The sequence below is a fragment of the Falsirhodobacter deserti genome, assembly GCF_004015795.1.
Lineage (GTDB): Bacteria > Pseudomonadota > Alphaproteobacteria > Rhodobacterales > Rhodobacteraceae > Falsirhodobacter > Falsirhodobacter deserti.
The window spans coordinates 1-505 of the sequence record NZ_JQHS01000017.1; the positions used below are offsets into that span (position 1 = coordinate 1).

Here is a 505-nt window from a genome sequence, read left to right on the forward strand (position 1 = left end):
AGCCCCGTTTGTTTTTGCGCCCGTTCAGCCACTGTGGACCAGCGTTGCAAGCATCTTCGGGTCGATGCTTTGCTGTGCGAAGGTCTGCCCCTCGGTCAGGACCGAAACGGCGTCGTGGGAGTGGAGCGATTCCTGATGGCTGGCGATGATGCGGAAATCGCGTACGCGCGGATCGGCCTGCAGCACGGCGCAGAAGGACCGGGCGGCGTCTTCCACGAAGATCGGGTTGGCGGCGTTCAGTTCGGCAAAGGCCTGTTCATCCTCGCGCTTGACCATGACCTGCGTTTCGGTCGGCACGGCGGTGCGGGCCAGCGCGATCAGATCCTCGAACCACAGCCGGTCGCCCGTCATTTCCACCGACAGGCGCGCGACGGACCGCTGCGAATGGGGCGTGGCAAGCTGCCCCCGCGTTTGGCGGGCATGTTCGGACAGTTCCAGCGAACACGGGCAGGTGGAGGAGTAAACATAGTCGAGATGCATCATCTTCTTGCGCTGGCCGGCCACG

The 505-nt window shown here is 64.0% G+C and carries 1 protein-coding gene; it reads right to left on the reverse strand.

The window, feature by feature from the left end:
• Window positions 1–24: 24 nt before the first annotated feature.
• Window positions 25–505 (reverse strand): GTP cyclohydrolase I FolE2 (locus tag JX25_RS00010; RefSeq protein ID WP_206611495.1); only part of this gene is annotated, 481 nt, incomplete at its 5' end.